Here is a 15106-nt window from a genome sequence, read left to right as displayed (position 1 = left end):
GACTGCGTGAGGAATATGGAATGACGAAGGTAATTCTTGCAGGTGCATCAGTCGCTGCATTGGCATTTGCCGTTCCGGCAATGGCTCAGAATGCAGGCAACGGCCCAACCCCTGCTGCTGCCACTCCTGCAGGATGCCCGGTTGGCGTCAATAACTGTTCTTTGGTCGAGCAAACGGGCGAAGAAAACGATGCGACTGTTGACCAGACTGGCAGCGACAACGTTGCGGATGTAAGCCAGACCGGCACGTTCGCGGCACCGGGAAATCTCGTGACGGTCGATCAGACCGGTACGGAAAACTTTGCCTTCGTGACTCAGGACACGAGTGCAACCAACACTGCGCGCGTCAGAGCCACTGTCATTCAGGACGGGGTAAACTCGCTCGCTGACATCGATCAGGTTGGCAACGAGGCCGGCGGTACTGCCACCGTTGCGCAGAACGCACTTACCGATTTCAGCTTCGCCACAGTCGAACAGACTGGCGCTGCGGGCGGCGGAGCGAACACGGCGACCATCGTCCAGACAGATGGTTTCCTCAATGATGCAGCGATCGTTCAGGGGCGCACGACTGTGTTCACCGATACGATCCGCGGCATCGCGCCCGGCACCGTTACGGACTCTGACGGAGGCGTTGCCACGATCGACCAGATCGGCGACCTGAATGTCGGTTCGGTTGTTCAGGGCGGCACCGATCAGTTCGCAGACGTCGATCAGAACAGCAGCGGCGGCGCCGCTTTCGGCAATTTCGCTCTCGTGGTTCAGGGTTCGGGTGCGCTGAGCGCTGACAATGATGCCCTCGTCAATCAGCAGGGCGACGCCAATTTCAGCGAGATCTATCAGAACGATCAGGCTGCAGGCGGCAACAACCTTGCCGATGTCGACCAGTTCGGCAGTGACGGCAACTTCAGCCGCATCACTCAGAACGGAAGCGATCATCAGGCATTCGTAACCCAGTATGACGGTAGCTCTTCGTTCGTTACCCAGAGCGGTACGGGCTCACTTGCAACCGTTACGCAGGGCACCCCCTGATAGGCTCATGAGCCAGGCATGCCGGGCGGACGGGGGGTTCGTCCGGCATCCCATCAAAGAATGCCAAGGTGTATTATGACAATGCGTTTCAATCGGATATCTCTCTCAGCAGCGGCTGCTCTCATGCTTGGCGCAGGTGTTACAACCGCACCGCTCTCGGCTCAGAGTTTCACGCCGGTCGAAACGCCCACGACCGAAGCATTCAACGTTTTCGTCGAACAAGTCGGCGAGCGTCACGAGGTGACGGTCGAACAATCGACCAACACGCAAACGGCAGAGGTTCGGCAGGAAGGCAGCGACAACGAAGCCACGCTCGAACAGAGTGGCAATGGCGCGCACATTGCCGTCCTTGGCCAGAACGGTGTGGGTAACGCCGCTGAGATCGCTCAGTCGGGCGATGGCGAAGCGGTCGCGAACCTCATTCAGGAAGGCGATGGCAACGCGATCCTGCTTTCCCAGACCGATAACGGCCTGCTTGGAACAGCTGCCGAAATCGCCCAGTCGGGCAACGATAACATGATCGGTCTCGTGCAAGACGGCTCTGACAATCAGGCGCGACTTGTGCAAAATGGAAATAACAATACAATGACGGCGTCGCAGCTCAATTCGGGGAACCGGCTTGAGTGGGTGCAGGATGGCTCAGGACTGTCGGATATGGCCGTTGAACAGACGGGCGGACAGACCATGTTTATCCTGCAAACCAACGGAGGATAGTCCTGACCAAAACGCGTGCCTGGCCGGCCACTGGAATGGCCCTTTTCGGCCTCTCGCTTGCTGTACCCGGTTACGCGTTAGCTCAGGCTAATCCCAATGACGTTCCGCGCGAAGAAAGCGCGTTCGTCAATCAGGCTCCAGATCAGTCGTCCAAGGTTGAGCCAGTCGCGCCGCCAGTTCAACATATCGGCTCGCCGGTTTACTATCCGGACCAGATAACCCCTGAAACGGTCGCTGAAGCACGCGCGCGCGCTGCGCAGCAGGAACAGCTGGCGCGCCAGCGCGCAGCTGCTGAAGAAAGCGAACTCGCGCAGGTGTCGACGGGCGAGGGCGCTCGCGATGTGGCTCAACTTTCCGATGGAAAATCTTCGGAGGCGCTTGCGCAGCTCAGTCCGGCTGAGCGACAGGTCCTTCTCGAAGCGGTTGAAGGTACGGACATTTGCGAGCAGGCAAACAATATCGCGGCAATCCGCGCACTGTGCGAAGATCGGATCGAGAACCGATCGGCGGAGTTTGGCCAGCGTCGCACGGCTTCGGCAGAGGATGCATTACTGGGCGGGCGCTTCGACAGCGACCGGATCGCAACGCTTGAATCCGCGATTTCGCGACTGGCGCAGAACACCGGTCGCGCTCAGAATTTTTCCGATCAGGCGGTCGCATCGGTTGCTTTGGGGCAACAGACATTAAGCGACGCACAGGCGACAGCGGCTGAAGGCGATGGCATCGACAGCCTGTCGCCCGAGACGCAGGCAGTCGTGAACGCTATCGTCACGCAGCTGGGCGGGAATTGAGGCTCATCGTGATGCGGAACTCACTTACAGCTTGGCTTGCTCTTATACCTGCGCTTGCAATCGGGAGTGTGGTGGGAGCCAAGACCATGGACAATTCGGGCAGGGCGCTCACGCTTTCAGTGGTTGAGCAGGGCAACAACGTTGAACTCGAACTCATCGCCGATTCCCAAACCAACCAACAGGTCGATTACAAGCTCAAGCTTACGGGATCTTCGACCGCTCGCCATTCGGGAAGCACGAACGTCTCCGCAGGCGAAAGGCATGTGCTGTCGCGGCTCAAGACCAGTTTCGGTGAAACCTGGTGCGCGACGGTCGACGTGACCGAGGCCGATGGCGAGCAATATACGCTGACAGCCGGAACCTGCGCGCAAGGTTGAAACCCCATTTGTGCACTTTGTGCATAATTATTTTGCTCTAAGCGCTATCGAGCGATTGACGCCTCTTTTCGCATCCGCAACATAGAGCGCGCCTGCCGGGGGTGATTCCGGCGTCTTTCGCGGGAGAGACTGGTCTGGGCCAAGCCCCGATCCGGCGCCGAAGGAGCAACCGCCCCGGAAACTCTCAGGCAAATGGACCGCGAAAAGGCATAGGCACTCTGGAAAGCGCTGCGAGCCATTCGGTTCGGAGCCACCGAAGGGGAAGGCTGTGCGCATCTGCGATACGGCTAAGCTCTCAGGTTCACCCGACAGAGGGGGCAGGAACTCGCTTCACTTCGAAGCGTTTGATTGCCTGTTCGGGGACATGATTTGAGCGAAGAAGAACTGCCTGAGGAACTCCCGCTGGGGACGCTACCTCTGGATGCCTGGCACCGGGATCGCGGCGCACGGATGGTGCCTTTTGCGGGCTATGAGATGCCGATCCAGTATGAAGGCATCGTGGCTGAGCATGAATGGACGCGAACCAGCGCGAGCCTGTTCGATGTCTCGCATATGGGCCAGCTTGCTCTCAAGTCACCGGAAATTGACCCCACGCTTGCAGCGCGCGAGCTCGAAAAGCTGCTTCCCGGAGCGATCACCAACCTGAAACCTGGCAAGATGCGCTACTCGCTGCTCCTGACCGAAGACGGCGGCATCATCGACGATCTGATGGTAACCAACACCGGTTCCCATTTGGCGCTGGTGGTCAACGGTGCTTGCAAGTGGGACGATATCGCTCACCTGCGAGAACATCTCGATGATGATGTCACGCTCACCCATCTCGACGATTTCGCCTTGCTCGCCCTGCAAGGGCCGCGTGCGGGTGAGGTGCTGGAAAACCTCGTTCCCGGCACCGGCGCCCTGACCTTCATGACTGCTGGCCTGTTCGAATGGAACGGCGGTCACCTTTGGGTCAGCCGTGCTGGCTATACCGGCGAAGATGGCTTCGAGATTGCCGTGCAGGAAGACAAGGCAGAGGCGCTGGCAGACGCTCTGGTCGCCGATGAGCGGGTAAAGCCTGCAGGTCTTGGCGCGCGTGACAGCCTGCGTCTTGAGGCAGGTCTGCCGCTATACGGTCACGACCTTACCATCGACACCGACCCGGTCAGCGCCGACCTCACCTTCGCGCTATCGAAGAAGCGCCGGGAAGCTGGCGGCTATTCAGGGCACACTGCCGTTCTCGGCCGACTTGCCGATCTTGAGTCCGGTACGCTTGCCCAGCGCCGCGTCGGCCTGAAGCTCGACGGGCGCCTCCCCGCTCGCGAAGGCGCGGAGGTCTTCAGTGGCGACAAGAAAGTCGGGATTGTCACTAGCGGCGGGTTTTCGCCGACGCTCGGCCACCCGATCGCCATGGCTTTCGTCGATGCAGCCTATGCTGCTCCCGAAACACAGCTGGAATGCGAGGTTCGCAACCGCCGCCTTCCAGCATCCGTAACACCAATGCCGTTTGTCCCGCATCGCTATTTCAGGGGGAACTGACCAATGCCTCGCTATTACACTGATGAACACGAATGGATCGACGTGGAGGGCGACAGCGCCACCGTCGGCATCACGGATTATGCTCAGGAACAGCTCGGCGACATTGTGTTCGTCGAATTGCCGAGTGTCGGCACCGTTCTCGACAAAGCCGGAGATGCGGCAGTGGTTGAGAGCGTCAAGGCTGCGAGCGATGTCTATGCGCCCATCTCGGGCGAGGTGACTGAGACCAACGGCGCGCTCGAAGAAGACCCCGCACTCGTCAACTCATCGCCTGAAGAGGAAGGCTGGTTCTTCCGGCTTTCGATTTCCGACACTGCCGAACTCGAAGGCCTGATGGACGAAAAGGGTTACAAGGCCTTCGTAGACAGTCTGTGACCGTGTGACACGAGCCTGACGGCTCACCTTAGGAATTCCCCCAATGCGCTACCTCCCGCTGACTGACACCGACCGCTCCGAAATGCTGGCCAAGATTGGCGCGGGCTCGATCGACGACCTTTTCGTCGACGTGCCAGAAGTGGCCCGGCTTGATGGCCCGATCCGCGATCTGCCGATGCACGCGAGTGAGATGGCTGTCGAACGCCATATGAAGGCGCGCGCGGCAAAGAATCTCGCTGCGGGAGACGCACCGTTCTTCCTTGGCGCAGGGGCTTATCGCCACCATGTCCCCGCCAGCGTCGATCATATCATCCAGCGAGGCGAGTTCCTGACGGCCTACACACCTTACCAGCCCGAGATTGCGCAGGGCACGCTTCAGATGCTTTTCGAGTTTCAGAGCCAGGTCGCTCGGCTCTATGGCTGCGCAGTCGCAAATGCATCGCTCTACGATGGTTCGACCGCCTGCTGGGAAGCGGTCGCAATGGCGACGCGGGTTACTCGCAAGAAGCGCGCGGTTCTGTCCGGGGCGCTGCATCCGCACTATTCGGAAGTTGTGCGCACCATGGCGCACTTTACGGGAGACGTGATCGCTGACAGCGCTCCTGCGATCCAGGCCGAGCCCGATCTTGACGGACTGACGTCGCGTATCGACGAAGACACCGCCTGCGTGGTCGTCCAGTATCCCGATATTCTCGGTCGGATCAGCGATCTCACCCCGGTTGCCGAAGCGGCCCACGCGGTCGGCGCGTTGCTGGTTGTGGTGAACACCGAACCAGTCGCTCTGGGTGCGATCAAGGCTCCGGGCGAGATGGGCGCTGATATCGTCGTGGGCGAGGGACAGTCGATCGGCGTCGGCCTTCAATTCGGTGGCCCCTACCTTGGTCTTTTCGCCGTTCGCGATCCCAAGCACGTTCGCCAGATGCCGGGACGGCTATGCGGCGAGACGACCGATGCAGAAGGAAAGCGCGGGTTTGTGCTGACGCTGTCTACTCGGGAACAACATATTCGGCGCGAGAAGGCGACCTCCAACATCTGCACCAATAGCGGATTGTGCGCGCTGGCATTCAGTGTCCACATGAACTTGCTGGGGGAAAAGGGCCTGCGCGAACTTGCCGCCGAGAACCACCGCCTCGCCTGCCTGGCGGCGGACAGGCTCGAGAAGGTTCCCGGGGTCAAACTGCTTAACAACACGTTCTTCAACGAGTTCACCCTCATGCTCGACGGTAAGCCTGCGCGCGAGATCGTGCGGGATCTGGCTGATCGCGGTGTGCTGGGCGGCGTGTCGCTCGGACGTCTCTATCCGGGGGTAGAGGCGCTTGAGCACGCTTTGCTGGTGGCTGTGACCGAAACCACGACTGAAGAAGACATAGAGACGCTTGCCCGAGAGCTCGAAGCCAGCGTGAAGGGGGCGGTGCAATGAACGCGCCCAACAAATCCGGATGGAAGCCTGAAATGACCGTTGCTGAAGACGGCCTGCATAACGGCCCTGCAACCACGACCGGCAACCGCGCTCTGATGCTTGAAGAACCTTTGATCTTCGAGATCGGGCACGCGGAGACGACAGGGGTGGATCTTCCTGAAATCGACCCGCAAGCATCTACCCGCTTGGGCGCGCTGAAACGTTCAGCGCCGATTGGTCTGGTCGGTTTGACCGAGCCGGAGACCGTGCGTCATTACACGCGCCTCAGCCGCCAGAATTACGGGATCGATCTGGGCTTCTTCCCGCTCGGCAGCTGCACGATGAAGCACAATCCGCGGCTCAACGAGAAATTGGCGCGTCTTCCCGGTTATGCCGATATCCACCCGCTGGCGCCGCAAAACAGCGTGCAGGGCGCACTTGAGGTGATCTACGAGCTTGGTGGCTGGCTGAAGACCCTCACTGGGATGCCTGCGGTCGCGATGAGCCCGAAGGCGGGCGCCCATGGGGAATTGTGCGGCATTCTCGCGATCCGTGCGGCGCACGAAGCACGCGGCGATGCGCGCGAGGTGGTTCTTGTTCCTGAAAGCGCCCACGGCACGAACCCTGCCACCGCCGCATTTGCCGGCTACCGTGTCGAAGACATTCCCGCGACCGCCGAGGGGCGCGTTGACGTGGCGAAGCTTAAAGAGCGTCTGGGACCGGATGTGGCTGCGGTCATGATTACTAACCCGAACACGTGCGGTCTGTTCGAGAAAGACTTTCGTGAGATTGCCGATGCGGTCCATGAGGCGGGCGGATACGTTTATTGCGACGGGGCGAATTTCAACGCGATCGTAGGACGCGTGCGCCCTGGCGACCTCGGCGTCGATGCGATGCACATCAATCTGCACAAGACCTTTTCGACACCGCACGGTGGCGGTGGTCCCGGCTCAGGTCCGGTGGTCTTCTCCGAAGCGCTCGAACCGTTTGCTCCTTTGCCCTTCGTTCGCAAACACGATGACGGCACCTTCGAACTTGTCGAAGAGGAAGCGCGCGAGGCGTCGCGTGGCCAGACCTTTGGCCGGATGACCGCGTTCCATGGCCAGATGGGCATGTTCACTCGGGCGCTGACCTATATGCTCAGCCACGGTGCCGACGGGCTCAAGCAGGTGGCCGAGGATGCGGTCCTCAATGCCAACTACATCCTGCGAAATCTCGAAGACACCCTCTACGCACCGTTCGCCGATAGCGGGCCATGCATGCACGAGGCACTGTTCGGCGATAAAGGGTTCGAAAATGGCCTCACCACGCTCGATCTTGCGAAGGGGCTGATCGATGAGGGATATCATCCGATGACCGTGTATTTCCCTCTCGTGGTTCATGGCGCGATGTTGATCGAGCCGACCGAGACGGAAAGCAAAGCTGCCATCGACCAGTTTATCACGGCGATCCGTAGCATCGCTGAACGTGCCAGGGCGGGGGACGAGACGCTTAAGCAGGCGCCTTACTATGCGCCGCGTCGCCGGCTCGACGAAACGGCAGCTGCGCGCAAGCCCAAGCTTGCTTGGCAAGAGCCTGAAGACTGATCAGGAATTTGGGCCGGACCCGGGCGAGGGCGGAATTTCCGCGCCTTCGTCGGGTTCCAGCGTAATCCGGATTTGCTGCATGTTCAGGATCGCGACGTAAAAGCCGATCACTGCAAGCGAGCTGGAGCCGAGCACTGCAAATGCGGCACCCTTCGCCCCGTTCCAGTCGATCGCGACGTCGAGCAAAAGCAGCGCAAGGATGGTCGGAACCGCACGGACGATGAATGCAGTGCCTGCGCGTCCCGCTGATACGAGCAGCGATTCCAAACTTGCGCCCACAAGCTCGACCGCACCGGCAATCGCCAAAATGACCATTGCCCAATAAAATCCGTTGAACTCACCGCCCGCGAGCAAATCAAGGCCCCAGCGTCCAAAGAACAGCGCGACCAGTACGGCCAGAACCCCTCCGATCAGCGCGATGTTGGCCATTCGCCGGGCCATGTAGAGCGCGTCGTCTTTTGCATGGACCAGTTCTGGCAAGATCGCCTTGGAGATTGTCTTGGCGAGCTCGACGAGCGCCTGACCCAATTGGCTCGCAACTCTGAACCCGCCTAGCAGAGCCGCTCCACCGAACGTACCAACCAGCAGGATAATGACCTGCTTGCCTGCAATCGTGAGGCTTCCTGACATGTTAGTCGACCAGACGAAGCGCCAGGCGTCTTGGTGTTTGGCTGGAATGCGCTTGAAACTGAACTTGCTCAGGTCGATCCGCTCGCTCCTTGCGGCTGCGATCCACAATGCAGCAGCGACGGCCACCTCAGACACCGCGTAGGCCAGAATGAAACCGGTCACTGTCGGCATGAACAACCAAGCGAGGACCGCGCCCGCCGCGCGCACGATTGGTTGCACTGCCTCAGCCGCAGTGGCGGTCGCATATTCGAAGCGCAGCCTCAGCAGTCCTGTCGGCGTCGTGCGGATTGAGAGCAGCGATATGACGCAGTACCCGAACGTAAGCCACAACAGCTCGGACGGCAGGGGTAGCCAAAACGGCGCGCTCCACACGAGCAGCGCCGCAATCGCTGTCCCCATCACAACCGACAGGCTATCCAACGCGATAGCGAAGCCTGTCGCCTCGCTCGCGCCTTCGCCATTGGCGCCCCATCTCACGATGAATTGCCATGTCTGGAAATTGGCCAGTCCCGTGACCGCCTGCCCTAGCGCGACAATTGCCGCAAAGTAGCCAAAGCCCTCCAGCCCCAACGTTCGCGTGGCGAGAGCAAGGTAGACGAGGCTGAGTACCGCATTGATGCTGCGCCCACCGAGCAGCCAGCCCATATTGGTGAAAAGACGCTTCATCTGCGCAACATCGGCCGACTAGGCCGCGCTTTGCTCCTCGCGCTTTTTGAGAAGCCGTTCGGTCACGTCAAAAGTGCGCTGGTTGTCGACATCTATGGCGTATTGGCCGTTCGACAGTTCGATAGGCACAAGCTTGACCCCGAAACGCCCGGAAGCCTGTTCGAACAGCTTCTCCTTCGAGCCGGTGCCGAGGCGAAACCGGATGAGGTTCATCAGGCCGAATGCCTTGATGATGCGGCTCGGGAATTTCACGAACTGACCGCCACCGCGCATGATCTCGGCGGCACCGAGTGCTTTTTGACCGCCAAGCCAATAGAGGTTGCAGTTGGAAAATGCGCCGTCGCGGAACTGATAAAACTTTTTCTGCCCCTCAGGATCCGCAGCAATCACGTCTTCCTTTCGAGCGAGCCCGGCAGCGGCGCCTGCGTCCTTTGCGAGGCACTTGGTGATGAATTCACCGTAGCCCTCAGGCGTCACGAGACAATTGTCCGCTGTCGTGATGAGCATCGGGAACGTCACGCCTTCTGCGCCAGAGAATACGCTGTCGACGATGTTGAACTTGCCCTCTGCAAATTTCAGCCGACCTTCCTTCATCAGGGCGGCGATGGTGGGAAGTTCTGCAATTTCATCGGGTTCATGCGCGACAATGCGGATGGCGCCAATCTGGTCGCAGGCTGCGACCTGTTGGACCACACGCTCGACCATAGGCACACCGAGTACCGGCACAACCGCCTTTTGCGACACGCCAGCATTGGCTGCGAGTGGATCGAGCCGACCCGAACGCTTGCCCGCCATGATGAGGGCAGTGATTTTGGTTTCTTGTGTCATGGCCGCGCCTTTAGCGTCATTCGGACTTCTGCGCAAAGCAAGGAAAGCGTTCGTTTGTGCAACTTTTTGTCGCATGGCAAAGAGAGGCTCATGCGCATCATCTTCTCACGCAAAGGGTTCGATTCAAGCGCCGGCGGTGGCCCGTCACCGATTGTCGGAGGGAAGCCGGTCAGTTTGCCGATTCCGGCCGGAGCAGCGAGCAACACGACCTACGGCGATCTGGGGCTCGGCCAGCTGGCGCACGCGGCCAGTCGCGGGAAACTGGCGGAGAACGATCTCTGTCACCACGATCCCATGTTTCTAAACGATGGAATCTGCGTTTTTGGACAATGCGGCGCAGCGCAAACTCATCTCGAACGACAGGGGGTGGTCGTGGGCGACGTGTTCATATTCTTCGGTCTGTTTGCTGACGAACAAACGCGTGAGCCTCACCACAGGATATTCGGATACCTTCGGGTCGAAGAGGTTTTCCCTCTATCGCAGCAGGTTCCAGAAGAGTTCACCGAACTCGCGCATCCGCACGCGCTGGCGCTGCATCATCGCAACGACGTTATCTGGCGAGGTGAGGGGCGGCAGGCGCGCAGCGCAAGCGATGCGCTTCGCCTGACCGTGCCGGAAGGACCGCCAAGCCTCTGGCAGCGACCTCCGTGGCTAAAGCGTGGCGGATTGTCCTACCACGACCGCGCAGATCGCTGGCTGCGTGGCGGCAGGCTGAAGAGCGTCGCACGCGGTCAGGAATTCGTCGCCGACATCGGCCGCCGGAAGGCCCCGCGCGAATGGCTCAATTGGGTGATTGCAGACATCAATCGCCCACTCTGACAAGCGATCAGGTATAGGTCTTGATGATTGCGGAGAAATCGAGCGCTTCGTTGCCTGCGCCAAGGAAGTCCTCGTACAGCGCTGCGGCCCGTGAGCCGAGCGGAACAGCGGCGTCTGCTGTTTCGGCGGCTTCCATTGCAAGCCGCAGATCTTTGACCATCAATGGGGTTGCAAAGCCTCCCTTGTAGTCGTTGTCAGCGGGACTCTCGACACCCACGCCGGGTAGCGGGGTGTAAGCGTTGAGCGACCAGTTGTACCCCGAACTTTGCGAGCTGATCTCGTAGAATTTCTGCGGGTCCAGACCGAGCTTCTCCGCCATTTTCATGGCCTCTGAAGTGCCGATCATCGTGATGGCAAGCAGCATGTTGTTGCAGATCTTGGCGGTCTGGCCCGCGCCGACTGCGCCTGCATGGATCACCGCCTTGCCCATGGCCGAAAGGATCGGCTCTGCGGCTTCGAATGCATGGTGCTCACCGCCGACCATGAAGGTCAGCGTCCCGCCATTGGCTGCTGCGATGCCACCAGAAACCGGCGCGTCGACCATTTTGTAGCCCTCTGCATGCGCCGCATTGGCAACTTCTTTCGCGGTGGCGACGTCGATGGTTGAGCAGTCGATCAGCGTCGCGGCGTGTGGCGCGTGGCCAATGACGTCATTGGTATAGACGCCTTTCACGATTGCGCCGTTTGGCAACATCGAGACGACCGCGTCCACCCTTTCGACCGCTTCCCGGGCGCTCGTGAATGTCTCGCAGCCCGCTTGTCTTGCAGCCGCCAGCGCCTCTTCGCTGAGGTCGAAGGCGCGGACTTTGAAACCCGCCTTTACGAGATTTGCGGCCATACCGCCGCCCATGTTGCCAAGGCCAATGAATGCGATCGTCATGTCTCTCTCCCGCTGGATTGGGTTCAGCGCCCTTTCCAGTTTCCTTCACGCTTCTCGATAAACGCGGCCATGCCTTCGGCCTTGTCTTCGCTGGCCGTGAGGATCTGGAAGATTCGGCGCTCCATGATCAGCCCCTGGTCGAGCGTGGTCTCAAACGCGGCGTTGACCATTTCCTTGTTCGCGATTGCGGCCATCGGAGGCATGCTGGCGATGACGGCTGCGGTCTTGAGGACTTCGGTGACAAGGTCGGCCTGGGGCACGACGCGCACGACGAGGTTCGCACGCTCAGCTTCCTCGGCGCTCATCATGCGGCCAGTGAGGCACATTTCCATCGATTTTGATTTGCCAATCGCACGGGTGAGACGCTGCGAACCGCCCATGCCAGGGGCAACGCCGAGCTTGATCTCAGGCTGTCCGAACTTGGCGTTATCTGAGGCGATGATGAAGTCTGCCATCATCGCAAGCTCGCACCCGCCGCCCAGTGCGAACCCATTGACTGCGGCAATCCACGGTTTGCGGGTCTTCTTGACGATCTCGCTCGTCCACGGTGAGAAAAAGTCGTCGAGGTAGAAGTCCGACGCCGGCTTCTCTGACATTTCCTTGATGTCGGCACCTGCTGCGAAAGCCTTGTCGCCCGAACCGGTGATTACAGCGCAAAGCTGGCTGTCATCGGCCTGGTATCCGGCAAAAGCGCAGGTAAGCTCGTCGAGCACCTTTGAGTTAAGCGCATTCAACGCCTTGGGGCGGATGAGCGTGATCAGGGTGACGCCTTTCGTCCCGTGGGCGTCTGTTTCGACCTGAATCGTTTCGTAGCCTTGGGTTTCGGTCATTTGATCGGTTTCCATTCTTCGTCAGCCGGGAGCGGTGCAAAGATGCTGTCGATCAGCTCTTCGCTCGTCTCTTCGGGCGTTGCGGGGTCCCATTTGGGATCGTGGGTTTTGTCAACGATGACCGCGCGGACCCCCTCGGCAAAATCGGGCCTCGTAATGACGCGGCTCGCGATGCGGTACTCCATCGCCATGTTCTCAGCAAAGTCCGTCAGCTCTGCGCTGGTCGCAAGCTGTCGCAGCGCGACCTTGCAGGTCTGCGGGCTTTTGGTCCCAAGCGTGTCGCGCTCCTTCTGCGCCCATTCCGCGCCACCATTCTCATTATTCTCGATCTCGTATTCCAGGCTTTCGAGAATGTCCTCCAACCGGTCCGAGGCGAAGTGCTTGGCGATCTTCAGCGCGTTCTTCTCAATCCGCGCCTCTGGCGGGGTGCCGACGGGTTCAGAGAGGATGCCCGAAATGCGGCCCGGTCGCTCAACAATGCGTGCCTTGATGTCGTCGAGCATTTCGCTGGGCAAGTAGTGTGTTGCCAGACCGGTCCAGAGCGTTTCTGCACCGTCAAGCCGTGCTCCCGTCAGCGCGAGAAACTGGCCCAAGCGGCCGCCAAGGCGCGAGAGGTACCAGCCACCGCCAACATCAGGAAACAGGCCAATGCCCGTCTCCGGCATCGCAAAGCGCGTGTTTTCGGTCGCGACGCGGAATTTGCACGGGAGCGCAATTCCGACGCCGCCGCCCATCGTGATCCCGTCCATGAAGGCGACAATCGGTTTTTCATAGGTGAACATCTGATGGTTCAGCTGATATTCGTCGTGGAAGAACTTGCGTCCACTGACGCCCCCATCATTCAAGGCGGATTCGCGCAGCAGGTTGATATCGCCGCCAGCGCAAAAGCCCCGTCCTTCGTGGTGGTCGAGAATGACGGCTTCGATGGCATGATCTTGCGCCCATTCAGTCAAAGCGGCGCTCATCGCATGGCACATGTCGAGCGTGAGCGCGTGAAGCGCTTTGGGACGGTTTAGTGAGATGTGCCCGATCGGGCCGTTTGTACGGATAAGGACGTCGTCTGTCATTCAGCTGCTTTCGGTTCGATCAGGTCCCAGCGATTGCCAAAAGGATCGCTGAATACAACCACCTTGCCATAAGGCTCTTCGCGCGGCTGTTCGAGAAATTTTACTCCCGCGCGCGCGAAACGATCGTAAGTCTCTGTAAAACTGTCTGTTTCAAGGAAAAAGGCCACCCTCCCACCTGTCTGGTTGCCAATCGCCGCGCGCTGCTCGGCACCCATTGCCTTGGCGAGAAGCAGATGACCGCCACAGTCTGGCGCAACCACAACCCAGCGTTTCCCGTTGCCAAGATCAGTGTCTTCGACCAATTCGAAGCCGATCCGATCGCGGTAGAATTCAATGCCAGCGTCGTAGTCGGGGACGACAAGGGTGATCGTAGAAAGCGTCAGCGTGGTCACTGACGCAGAAGATCCCGGCCAACGACCATGCGCATGATCTGATTGGTCCCTTCGAGGATGGAGTGGACGCGCAGGTCACGCCAGAAGCGCTCAATCGGGTAATCCTGAAGATAGCCATAGCCGCCGTGGAGCTGGAGCGCGCGATCGACGATGGATGATCCATTATCGGTCGCAAGCCGCTTCGCCATGGCGGAGAAGCGTGTCTTGTCAGGCGCGTTCTCGGTGACCTTGGCGGCAGCGAGATAAAGCAGCGCGCGCGCGGCTTCGAGATCGGTAGCCATGTCGGCGAGGGTGAACTGGGTGTTCTGAAACTCGGCGACGGCCTTGCCAAACTGGCTGCGTTCCTTGGTGTAACGGATCGCCTCGTCGAGACAGCGCTGAGCCCCGCCCAACGAACATGCGCCGATATTGAGGCGCCCACCATCGAGACCCATCATCGCGATACGGAAGCCCTCACCTTCGCCGCCAACGACATTTTCAACCGGCACACGCACATCTTCGAGGATAAGCTGCGCTGTAGGTTGCGAGTGCCAGCCAAGCTTTTTCTCGTTCGCGCCGAAGCTTACGCCGTCCATGTCCTTTTCGATCACCATGCAGGTGATGCCCTTGGGCCCGTCTTCTCCGGTGCGCACCATTGCGACATAGATTTCGTTGGAACCTGCGCCCGAGATGAACTGCTTGGTCCCGTTCAACACGTAGTGGTCGCCATCACGCTTTGCAGTGGTCTTGAGCGCAGCCGCATCCGATCCGCTCGACGGTTCGGTAAGGCAGTAGCTTGCGATCTTGTCCATTCCGACGAGCTCGGGAAGGTATTTGTCCTTCACCGTTTGCGAGCCGAACCGGTCGATCATCCATGCGGCCATGTTGTGGATCGAGATGAAGGCGCTGGTCGACGGACAGCCATAGGCCATGGCCTCCATGATCAACGCGGCTTCGAGGCGTCCAAGCCCGATCCCGCCGCTTTCTTCCGAAACATAGATCGCACCAAAGCCAAGTTCGGCGCTTTGTTTGATCGTGTCGATGGGGAAGATGTGTTTCTCATCCCATTCGCCGGCGTGCGGTGTGATGTTGTCGGCGGTGAAGCGCTGCGCCATTTCCTGGATCGCGAGCTGGTCGTCGGTGAGTGCGAATTGTCCTGTCATGGGAGGCCGTTTAGCCCCTGAGCGTGGCCGAGAAAAGTGCGATCCGCGCAAGAGCAACGAGTGG

At 59.9% G+C, this 15106-nt stretch carries 16 protein-coding genes and 1 riboswitch; of the genes, 9 read left to right on the top strand and 7 right to left on the bottom strand.

The genetic code is table 11. From position 1 onward, the window contains the following. Positions 1-20: 20 nt before the first annotated feature. The 8 genes from CD351_RS15095 (at position 21) to gcvPB (ending at position 7788) form a co-directional block, all read left to right on the top strand. Entirely contained in the window at positions 21-1028 is a 1008-nt protein-coding gene (locus CD351_RS15095; RefSeq protein WP_111993398.1) for a hypothetical protein, read from the top strand. Between the two features lie 81 nt (positions 1029-1109). Next, positions 1110-1742: a hypothetical protein gene (locus CD351_RS15090; RefSeq protein WP_162627770.1), complete on the top strand. Its 633-nt coding sequence runs from the start codon at positions 1110-1112 to the stop codon at positions 1740-1742. A 35-nt stretch (positions 1743-1777) separates the two neighbouring features. Then, on the top strand, positions 1778-2533 hold the full coding sequence (locus CD351_RS15085) for a hypothetical protein (RefSeq protein ID WP_111993396.1): 756 nt from the start codon (positions 1778-1780) through the stop codon (positions 2531-2533). 71 nt (positions 2534-2604) lie between these two features. Beyond that, positions 2605-2910, top strand: a complete 306-nt coding sequence (gene csgH, locus CD351_RS15080; protein WP_162627769.1) for a curli-like amyloid fiber formation chaperone CsgH — start codon at positions 2605-2607, stop codon at positions 2908-2910. Positions 2911-3020: 110 nt separating this feature from the next. Further along, positions 3021-3120: riboswitch (glycine riboswitch) on the top strand. Positions 3121-3279: 159 nt separating this feature from the next. Beyond that, positions 3280-4428, top strand: coding sequence for a glycine cleavage system aminomethyltransferase GcvT (gene gcvT, locus CD351_RS15075; RefSeq protein ID WP_111993394.1), 1149 nt, complete (start codon positions 3280-3282; stop codon positions 4426-4428). Between the two features lie 3 nt (positions 4429-4431). Next, positions 4432-4803, top strand: a complete 372-nt coding sequence (gene gcvH / locus CD351_RS15070; RefSeq protein WP_111993393.1) for a glycine cleavage system protein GcvH — start codon at positions 4432-4434, stop codon at positions 4801-4803. A gap of 43 nt (positions 4804-4846) precedes the next feature. After that, a complete protein-coding gene (gene gcvPA, locus CD351_RS15065; RefSeq protein ID WP_111993392.1) occupies positions 4847-6223 on the top strand; it encodes an aminomethyl-transferring glycine dehydrogenase subunit GcvPA in 1377 nt (458 codons plus the stop codon). Beyond that, a complete protein-coding gene (gene gcvPB, locus CD351_RS15060; RefSeq protein ID WP_111993391.1) occupies positions 6220-7788 on the top strand; it encodes an aminomethyl-transferring glycine dehydrogenase subunit GcvPB in 1569 nt (522 codons plus the stop codon). The genes gcvPA and gcvPB overlap by 4 nt, the downstream gene beginning before the upstream one ends. Here the strand turns inward: gcvPB and CD351_RS15055 are convergent, their stop codons facing one another. Together CD351_RS15055 and CD351_RS15050 are read right to left on the bottom strand one after the other, a co-directional pair. Then, positions 7789-9084 carry a lipopolysaccharide biosynthesis protein gene (locus CD351_RS15055; protein WP_111993390.1) on the bottom strand — a complete coding sequence of 432 codons (1296 nt, stop codon included), beginning with the start codon at positions 9082-9084 and terminating at the stop codon, positions 7789-7791. It abuts the gene before it with no gap. An 18-nt stretch (positions 9085-9102) separates the two neighbouring features. Next, positions 9103-9912 carry an NTP transferase domain-containing protein gene (locus tag CD351_RS15050; RefSeq protein ID WP_111993389.1) on the bottom strand — a complete coding sequence of 270 codons (810 nt, stop codon included), beginning with the start codon at positions 9910-9912 and terminating at the stop codon, positions 9103-9105. A gap of 90 nt (positions 9913-10002) precedes the next feature. On the opposite strand from CD351_RS15050, the gene CD351_RS15045 reads away from it, so the two are divergent. Further along, entirely contained in the window at positions 10003-10731 is a 729-nt protein-coding gene (locus tag CD351_RS15045; protein ID WP_111993388.1) for a hypothetical protein, read from the top strand. 7 nt (positions 10732-10738) lie between these two features. On the opposite strand, the gene mmsB is transcribed toward CD351_RS15045, so the two are convergent. From mmsB to CD351_RS15020, 5 genes are read right to left on the bottom strand one after another with little or no spacing between them, the layout of a single operon-like run. Further along, positions 10739-11629: a 3-hydroxyisobutyrate dehydrogenase gene (mmsB, locus tag CD351_RS15040; protein WP_255413059.1), complete on the bottom strand. Its 891-nt coding sequence runs from the start codon at positions 11627-11629 to the stop codon at positions 10739-10741. Positions 11630-11634: 5 nt separating this feature from the next. Further along, a complete protein-coding gene (locus tag CD351_RS15035; RefSeq protein ID WP_234027159.1) occupies positions 11635-12441 on the bottom strand; it encodes an enoyl-CoA hydratase-related protein in 807 nt (268 codons plus the stop codon). Further along, on the bottom strand, positions 12438-13508 hold the full coding sequence (locus CD351_RS15030; RefSeq protein ID WP_111993386.1) for an enoyl-CoA hydratase/isomerase family protein: 1071 nt from the start codon (positions 13506-13508) through the stop codon (positions 12438-12440). Before CD351_RS15030 ends, CD351_RS15035 begins: the two co-directional genes overlap by 4 nt. Beyond that, complete coding sequence (locus tag CD351_RS15025; RefSeq protein WP_111993385.1) at positions 13505-13900, bottom strand: VOC family protein; 396 nt, start codon at positions 13898-13900, stop codon at positions 13505-13507. The genes CD351_RS15030 and CD351_RS15025 overlap by 4 nt, the downstream gene beginning before the upstream one ends. Continuing rightward, the gene (locus CD351_RS15020) at positions 13897-15042 is read right to left on the bottom strand and encodes an acyl-CoA dehydrogenase family protein (RefSeq protein ID WP_111993384.1); all 1146 of its coding nucleotides are present in this window, start codon (positions 15040-15042) and stop codon (positions 13897-13899) included. Before CD351_RS15020 ends, CD351_RS15025 begins: the two co-directional genes overlap by 4 nt. Positions 15043-15106 lie beyond the last annotated feature (64 nt).

The sequence above is a fragment of the Erythrobacter sp. KY5 genome (genome assembly GCF_003264115.1).
Taxonomy (GTDB): Bacteria; Pseudomonadota; Alphaproteobacteria; order Sphingomonadales; family Sphingomonadaceae; genus Erythrobacter.
The sequence above is the reverse complement of the archived record's forward strand: the minus strand, read 5'-3'. Positions and strand labels throughout refer to the sequence as shown.

Excerpts from the sequence above, each read along its gene's own strand:
- CD351_RS15095 (WP_111993398.1), top strand. The coding sequence starts at position 21 with ATGACGAAGGTAATTCTTGCAGGTGCATCAGTCGCTGCATTGGCATTT.
- CD351_RS15090 (WP_162627770.1), top strand. The coding sequence starts at position 1,110 with ATGCGTTTCAATCGGATATCTCTCTCAGCAGCGGCTGCTCTCATGCTT.
- CD351_RS15085 (WP_111993396.1), top strand. The coding sequence starts at position 1,778 with ATGGCCCTTTTCGGCCTCTCGCTTGCTGTACCCGGTTACGCGTTAGCT.
- gcvH (WP_111993393.1), top strand. The coding sequence starts at position 4,432 with ATGCCTCGCTATTACACTGATGAACACGAATGGATCGACGTGGAGGGC.
- gcvPA (WP_111993392.1), top strand. The coding sequence starts at position 4,847 with ATGCGCTACCTCCCGCTGACTGACACCGACCGCTCCGAAATGCTGGCC.
- gcvPB (WP_111993391.1), top strand. The coding sequence starts at position 6,220 with ATGAACGCGCCCAACAAATCCGGATGGAAGCCTGAAATGACCGTTGCT.
- CD351_RS15055 (WP_111993390.1), bottom strand. The coding sequence starts at position 9,084 with ATGAAGCGTCTTTTCACCAATATGGGCTGGCTGCTCGGTGGGCGCAGC.
- CD351_RS15050 (WP_111993389.1), bottom strand. The coding sequence starts at position 9,912 with ATGACACAAGAAACCAAAATCACTGCCCTCATCATGGCGGGCAAGCGT.
- CD351_RS15045 (WP_111993388.1), top strand. The coding sequence starts at position 10,003 with ATGCGCATCATCTTCTCACGCAAAGGGTTCGATTCAAGCGCCGGCGGT.
- CD351_RS15035 (WP_234027159.1), bottom strand. The coding sequence starts at position 12,441 with ATGACCGAAACCCAAGGCTACGAAACGATTCAGGTCGAAACAGACGCC.
- CD351_RS15030 (WP_111993386.1), bottom strand. The coding sequence starts at position 13,508 with ATGACAGACGACGTCCTTATCCGTACAAACGGCCCGATCGGGCACATC.
- CD351_RS15020 (WP_111993384.1), bottom strand. The coding sequence starts at position 15,042 with ATGACAGGACAATTCGCACTCACCGACGACCAGCTCGCGATCCAGGAA.